We start from the raw sequence: 7,051 nt of genomic DNA, 5'->3' as shown, positions 1-7,051 counted from the left end.
GCTGTATCCGCTCCTGCGCCGTGTCAATGCCTACTTGATGCGGTGGCTGCGAAAGAAATTTAGGCGGTTACGAGGGTTCCGTAAAGCCCACGCGTGCTGGCGGCGAGTCACTCGCCAGTACCCCGGAGCTTTCGCCCACTGGGCATGGACCCACGCCTTTTGGTGACCAGGATGACAAGAGCCCGGTGACGGGAGACTGTCACGCCGGGATCTGCGGGGGCCTGGGGGTGAGATTCCCCCGGGCTACCCGACACCCCGAGGCGGCGAAACAACGTCACAAGAGGGCCCGCGAAGACCGGGGCGTGGACATCTACCCGTCTCTGGACGGCGTCTCCGACCTACGCATCCGTGGCATCTCCCACGACGTGGCCGCCCAGATCTGGGGATATCTGGACGCCATCGCTCGGACGATGAAGTCCTCCGGCGACGAGCGCACCCTGCCACAGTTGCGCGCCGATATCGCTAGCTCCCTGCTGTCAGGTGAGGCCGACGTGATCGTCTGCAACGGTGGGGAAGAAGCCCGCGAAGACAGCGACTGCGGGAACGGCGAAGACTCTGGCGCTTGTCAAGAGTCCTTTGACGATCTGCTTGATGAGCAGGACAAGGCCGACAGCCCGGCCCAGGCCGAGGATGCGCAGGACCGTCCTGTCTCCGAGCAGGATGGGTGCCGGCACACCGGGCGCGACCACGACCAACACCTCGAAGGTTGCCCGTGTGAAGACTGCAAACCCGCCACCTACACCCACCCACTTGACCAACCAGTGCCCCAGGCCCGCAACGACAGGCCGGCCCGCGAGAACGCTGATGGGGAGCTGATCCCCGAGCAGGAAATCCCGGCGGCGTTCCGCTCGTGGAGAGCCGCGATCAAGGCGAAACTCCAGCTGAATGTTCCGATCACGACCCTGTTCGAGCTGGCCAAGCGGCCGGCTGAGCTTGGCGGGTTCGGGCCCGTACTCACCGAAACAGCGCGGCGCCTGATCGCCAACCATCTCAACAACCCCGACGCGATGTTCGCGATCGGGGTCACCCACCCGGTCACCGGGCGGTTGATGAGCCTGCATCCGATGTCGCAACGGTTCCTGCGCGGTCTTGCGGCGGAGCTGGTGCAGTCGTTGAACCAGCGGTGCACGTGGATGCTATGTAGGCGCCCAGCCATCTCCTGCGACCTCGACCATACGAAGTCCTACGCCGAAGGCGGCGAAACCTCCGTGGCGAACATGGCACCACTGTGCCGCCGACACCACCGGGTGAAAACCGAAGGCCACTGGAAGGTCGAGCAAACCAGTCCGGGACACCTCAGGTACACCGACCCGCACGGCCGGGAGTACGAGGTCACCCCACCACGACTCACCGACCCCGTAGAACCCGACGATCCCGATCCCCCACCGTTCTAACCGGCACGGGGAAGCGGGACAAGCAAACAACCGGCAGGCTCGATAACCCTTGAAAACAAGGGATTTTCGAGCCTGCCAGCACGCATGTCCGGAGCGGCAGCTACTCAACAAATGGGCCGGCTGTAGGCAGCGAAGACTTTTCCGGGTCGGAACACGGAGGTCTCCACTCCTTCGGCCGCATCGACCTCGGATCACCCCTGGAACAGCCCACCCCAGCACCAGGCTCGACGACCTCGCACCCGCCTGCGACCACCACAACCGCGACCGCGCCAAGAACCCCCACAAATACCAAGCCCGCCGAGCGGCCACCGGCCGCTGGCATATCACCACCACCAGCCGGTGGCGCAGTTAGGAAGCTTCGGTCAGCAGTCGCAGGCGACGGCATTCACCGGAGCCGTCAACGGGTCCGCCGGGCGTTGGGTGAGACCCTCGGTTGTCTCGACGGCGAGGCCCTCCCGGATCCAGTACTCAATGCCGCCACGCATCTCCTTGACCCGGAATCCCAACCGCGCAAGGGCGAGCGCCGCCTTCGCAGCACCGTCGCACCCAGGTCCCCAGCAGTAGGTCACGACGGGTACGCCGGGATCGAGAAGCGCATGCGCCCGGGTCGGGATCTCGGCCGTCGGTAGATGGATCGCACCCGGAATGTGCCCCTGCGCCCACGCCACCTGGCCGCGAGAGTCCACCAGGGCAAAGCCCGGCTCATCCAGGTCCAGGGCCGCCCGCACGTCAGAGACGTCGGTCTGGAACGCGAGGTTCGCGGAAAAGTACGCCACAGCATCCTCCGGGGCCCGTGTGGGCACCGCGAGGATGGGGCTCGTGATCGTCGTTGTCGCCATGCCCAGAACGCTATGGCGGGAGGTCCCCAGCATGAAGGCCAGAACCACGGCCATTCCCTTGATCGGCCGCCCATCTCCTGGTATCCAAGTCAGATGACCGTGGAATCCCTGGACGACACCGATTGGCGGCTCATCGAGGCGCTCCAGCACAACGGCCGGGCCAGCTTCGCCGAACTCGCCCGCGCCGTCTCGATGTCGCCGAGCGCCGTCACCGAGCGCGTCCGTCGCCTTGAGGAGAGCGGCGTCATCGCGGGCTACTCCGCCGTCATCGACCCAGACCGCCTGGGCTTCGGCATCCTCGCGCTGGTCCGCCTGCGCTACCCGACCAGCAACTACAAGCCGTTCCACGACCTGCTGGCCACCACCGCCGAGATTGTCGAGGCGCACCACGTGACCGGCGAGGACTGCTTCGTGCTCAAGGTGCTCGCGCGCTCCATCCGCCACCTGGAGGAGATCACCGGACGGATCAGCGGAGTGGGGTCTGTAACGACGAGCGTCGTCTTCTCCAGCCCGCTCCCCCGGCGCAACCTCACCGCCGGGCGGGCCGGCACGACAGGTTAGGGTCCTGCGACGAGACCCCCGCTCGAACCGAAACGAGGCTCCCCATGGCGAAGGAAGAAATCCGCACCGACAACGCACCAAACCCCGCGGGCGCCTACTCCCAAGGCATCGTCGCCAACGGCTTCCTCTACACCGCGGGGTTCGGCCCGGCCGACCCCGCCACTGGCAAGCTGGTCGAGGGCGGCGTGGCCGAGCAGACCGCCCAGGTGATGCGCAACGTCGCCGCGGTGCTGGCGGAGAAGGGCCTGACGTTCGCCGATGTCGTCAAGGCGACGGTGCACCTGGCCGACCTCAGCGACTTCGCGGAGTTCAACAAGGCCTACGAGTCGTTCCTGGAGAAGCCCTACCCCGTCCGTACCACCGTCGGCTCGACCCTCAACGGCATTCTCGTCGAGATCGATGTGGTCGCGGCGCTCCGCTCCTGACCGACCGCGCGGTTGGCGGTGGGACGGGTGGGACACACCGCGATACCACCGCCAACCGCGCGGCTGCGCCCCAGCGTCAGTCGCAGCCCGCACGCGGTGGCAGGCCCTTGACCTCCACCGGCAGGTAACCTCCACCGCGCGCACGCCCGGTCAACACCTCCACCAGTGCACGGAACGCGCCCGGTGTCCTGCCATACAGTGCGATCCGTGCGGTGCCGGCACGACTCCGTCCCAGACCGTACGGCGTGTCAAGGGCGACCACGACGTCACCGGACCCGCTCGAACTCCCCCGGCTGAGCAGACGTACGACGTCACCCGTCGTTCCCACCTGGAGTCCGGCAGCGCGGGCAGCAGCGGTGAACCCGGCCTGGTCGGACTCCCGCCCGCCCACCACCTGGACCTGCTGCCCGACGAGCCGGCCGGCACATGGCCCAGAGGCGACGGTGAGTCCCCGCAATGACACCGTTTCGGAGAGCTTGGACGCCGTACCCACCACGTCCATCGATGGCGCGTTGGAGGCCGCCAGCTGGTGCAGCATGAGCGCGGCCGACCGGGCCGCGGCCTCGTCAAGCCGGGCTTGCGGAAGTCGACCGGACCGCACCGCCCGCATCACCGCGGCGTGGGTGGCGGCCACGTCCACGGGCATGAGGAGGACATCGGCGCCGGCCAGTAGAGCGCGGACCCCGGCCTCCGCGCTGCCGTACTTGTCGGCGATCCCGGCCATCTCCAGCGCGTCCGTGACGACGGCGCCCTCGAATCCCAGACGGTCCCGCAAGAGCCCCTTGACGACCTTGCCCGACACCGAGGACGGCGTACCCGGATCAACGTCACGCACGTCAATGTGCGCCACCATCACCGCGGGCGCGCCTGCCTTGACCGCCGACGCGAACGGCACGAGGTCACGCTTGGCCAGCTCGGCCAGCGAAGCGCGCTGGACCGGCAGGCTCACGTGGCTGTCGGCAGGGACGCTCCCGTGTCCGGGAAAGTGCTTGGGTACGGCGACGATCCCGGCATCTGCGTAGCCCCGCAAGGAGCCGTTGACGATGGACGCGACGAGAGCGGGATCGCTGCCAGCCGAGCGGCTCCCGATGGTTGGGTCCGACGGGCCGTCAGTCACGTCGGCGTCCGGCGCGAAGACCATCGTGAATCCGAGAGCCCGGAGTTCGTCGCCGCTGGCGCGAGCGGCCTTCCTTGCCAGCGCGGCGTCCCGGCTCGCACCCAGCGTCATGTACGTCGGGAACTCCGTCAACGGCTCCTCGATCCGCGCGACGGTCCCGCCCTCCTGGTCAATCCCGATGGCAAGCGGCCAGCCACGCCCCTGCCCGCGCGCCTCTTCCTGCAGGGCGCGGTTGACGGAGCGGACCTGATCCGCGGACGCGACGTTGTATCCCATGATGATGACGCCGCCCAGGTGGTAGCGCCGGACCAGTGAGGTCGGGGCGCTGGTCCCGCCGAAGCCCGCGACGATCACCTGTCCCGCCTTCTCGGCGAGGCTCATCCGGGCCACCAGCCGCTTCGCCCGCGCCCATTCGGCCTCGGTCGGCCCCCACGAGGTGACCGGCGGTGCCGTAGGTGTGGGGGTGGGAGCCCTGGTCGACGTCGGACTCTCCGAAGCGCTCGCGGAGCCCGTAGCGGTCGGCGTGGCGGACTTACTGTCCGTACCGCTCCCGATCCCCAGCGCGCCGCAGCCTGTCGACAGCAGGAACGCCAGCACGAGCGGTACTGCCCGTGCCGTTCCAGCCCATCGGTCCATGCTCGGCACCCGCCTATGGTGCCAAACCATCCCGGCGATCTCTGGGCGGGCTCGCACGATGTATTGATTCAGCTCATGCAACCTTGACGCGGGCTCACCGCATCCACTCAGCGAAAGGGCGGAGGGCCGAGGGGGAAGGCAGGGGACGGACGTGACCGAGACGGCCGAGGAGTTCAGCGCGTATGTCGCGACCCGGCAACGCGCCCTGATCAGGACGGCGTACCTGCTGACCGGCGACCACCACAGCGCTGAGGATCTCGTCCAGATCGCGCTCGCCCGCACCTACGTCGCCTGGAACCGGATCCGCGACAAGCAGGGACTGGACGCGTACGTACGCCGGACGATGATCAACGAGCACACCGGCTGGTGGCGGCGTGCCTGGCGGCGCCTCGAGCACAGCACCGACGTCGTTCCCGACCATTCCACTCGGCCCGGCACCGACCACGCGGCGTCCAGCGCGGACCGCGACGAGATGTGGGACCTCGTCTGCACGTTGCCGCCCCGCCAGCGAGCAGCCGTCGTCCTGCGCTACTTCGAGGACCTGAGCGAGGCCGAAACCGCCGAAGCCCTCGGCTGTTCCGTCGGCACAGTCAAGAGCCAGACCAGTCGAGCACTCGCGACCCTGCGCGCCCGCCTGCACCAACTCGCGGCCGCCACCACGGAGGAGGGATCCCGATGACCGACCAGCTGGAGCAACAGCTCACCCACTCCCTGCACCGTCAGGCCGACCGTGTCGATGAGCTCAGCCAGCGCAACCTCGCGCCAGCGGCGTTCCAACTCGGCCGCCGGATGCGGCAGCGTCGGCGAGTTGGTACGGCGGTAGCGGCCGGGGTGGCCGCGGTCGCGGTCCTCGTGCCCGCGACGTACGCGCTCACCGGCGGCCCTGGCGAGCGCACCCGGGTGGAGCCCGCCGCGACCATGACGGCTCCGACTCCCTCCACGCCCTCCGCGTCCCCCAGCCCGTCCAGCCCGTCCAGCCCGTCGAACCGCACACCGTCCCCGAGGGCGTCGTCGTCCGTGACCCTCGAATTCAGCCGGCTCGCACTCGGGAAGACGCCGACCATTCCGTGGCTCGCGGAGCAACAGATCTTCAACGGCTCCACTACGACGCCCGTCAAGGCCACTCATCCGGTCAGCTTCCAGCCGGTCGCCGGTGGGTACGTCCTGCACGACCTGAGCACAGATCCGTCTCGCGTCCGGCTGATCGGCATCGACGGCACCGAGAAGCTCAGCGTGCCGGGCTCCTACCCTGTGGTCTCCCGCGACGGCCGCTATGTGGCCTGGGCCGACCTGGACAAGGGCTTCCTGGTCCTGGCCGATGCTCTCAACGGCGAGGCCCTCGAGCGGGCGGATGTGGGTCGGGCCACGCCGATCGGGTTCCTGCGCGGGCTGGTCGTCTTCACACCTAATACGGCCGACAGCCCGAACCCGCAAGCCTGGAATCCGGAGACCGGCGAGATCACGACGTGGAAGGGTCTGTACAACGTGAGCGACGTCGCTGACGGCCCGGGTCTGGCCGCCGTACGCACCGAGGACCCCGCGGTCACCAGGGGCGTCGCGTGCTCGGCTGTCGTCGACCTCAACGCCAGTAATCGCCGGCTGTGGCGCACCTGTACCAGCCACGTCCAGTGGCTCTCCTCCGACGGCCGCTACGCCGTGACCTACGCTCCAGAAATGGACGGGCTCGGGGCCAGGGAGTACACCTTCGTCGAGGCCAGGACGGGGCAGCCAGTGCTCACCCTCAAGGCAGCTGTCCTGCAAAACATCAGCTGGGAAGGCGATGGCCGCTTCCTCGTCGAGGTGTGGGACAACGACCGAGCGTCGCTGGTGCGTTGCTCGATGACCGGCGCCTGCGAGCTGGCCCTCGGGCCACGAAAGTCACCGGCTCCCGAGGATGGGGCGCCCTACCAGCTCCCCAGCCGCTGACCGTACGTCACGCTGGCGAAGCGGATACGCCTCCGCGCAGCGCCCCTGGACGCGTTCCCAACGGCGGGCACCGTCTCGGGGTGCGGAGTCAGGAACGCCGGCGAAACCCGCGGTTCCTAGACTGCTTGTCGGACGGGTCAGCGAGCGAGCAGG

7 protein-coding genes are annotated in these 7,051 nt (G+C 68.4%); 5 read left to right on the top strand and 2 right to left on the bottom strand.

Annotation, left to right across the window (positions count from 1 at the left end; all coding sequences use genetic code 11):
• Positions 1-302 precede the first annotated feature (302 nt).
• A complete protein-coding gene (locus B141_RS46275; protein WP_020578652.1) occupies positions 303-1,394 on the top strand; it encodes an HNH endonuclease in 1,092 nt (363 codons plus the stop codon).
• 362 nt (positions 1,395-1,756) lie between these two features.
• On the opposite strand, the gene B141_RS0128760 is transcribed toward B141_RS46275, so the two are convergent.
• Positions 1,757-2,233: a rhodanese-like domain-containing protein gene (locus B141_RS0128760; RefSeq protein ID WP_157181370.1), complete on the bottom strand. Its 477-nt coding sequence runs from the start codon at positions 2,231-2,233 to the stop codon at positions 1,757-1,759.
• A gap of 93 nt (positions 2,234-2,326) precedes the next feature.
• Between B141_RS0128760 and B141_RS0128755 the strand changes: the two genes are divergently transcribed.
• Both B141_RS0128755 and B141_RS0128750 read left to right on the top strand, forming a co-directional pair.
• Complete coding sequence (locus tag B141_RS0128755; RefSeq protein ID WP_020578650.1) at positions 2,327-2,794, top strand: Lrp/AsnC family transcriptional regulator; 468 nt, start codon at positions 2,327-2,329, stop codon at positions 2,792-2,794.
• Between the two features lie 44 nt (positions 2,795-2,838).
• The gene (locus tag B141_RS0128750; protein ID WP_020578649.1) at positions 2,839-3,219 is read left to right on the top strand and encodes a Rid family detoxifying hydrolase; all 381 of its coding nucleotides are present in this window, start codon (positions 2,839-2,841) and stop codon (positions 3,217-3,219) included.
• A 76-nt stretch (positions 3,220-3,295) separates the two neighbouring features.
• On the opposite strand, the gene B141_RS0128745 is transcribed toward B141_RS0128750, so the two are convergent.
• Positions 3,296-4,972, bottom strand: a complete 1,677-nt coding sequence (locus tag B141_RS0128745) for a glycoside hydrolase family 3 protein (RefSeq protein WP_169512981.1) — start codon at positions 4,970-4,972, stop codon at positions 3,296-3,298.
• A gap of 151 nt (positions 4,973-5,123) precedes the next feature.
• On the opposite strand from B141_RS0128745, the gene B141_RS0128740 reads away from it, so the two are divergent.
• Positions 5,124-5,651: a SigE family RNA polymerase sigma factor gene (locus B141_RS0128740; protein ID WP_020578647.1), complete on the top strand. Its 528-nt coding sequence runs from the start codon at positions 5,124-5,126 to the stop codon at positions 5,649-5,651.
• On the top strand, positions 5,648-6,898 hold the full coding sequence (locus tag B141_RS0128735) for a hypothetical protein (RefSeq protein ID WP_020578646.1): 1,251 nt from the start codon (positions 5,648-5,650) through the stop codon (positions 6,896-6,898). Before B141_RS0128740 ends, B141_RS0128735 begins: the two co-directional genes overlap by 4 nt.
• Positions 6,899-7,051 lie beyond the last annotated feature (153 nt).

Origin of the sequence: Actinopolymorpha alba DSM 45243 (assembly GCF_000373925.1) — a bacterium.
Taxonomy (GTDB): Bacteria; Actinomycetota; Actinomycetes; order Propionibacteriales; family Actinopolymorphaceae; genus Actinopolymorpha; species Actinopolymorpha alba.
The sequence above is the reverse complement of the archived record's forward strand: the minus strand, read 5'-3'. Positions and strand labels throughout refer to the sequence as shown.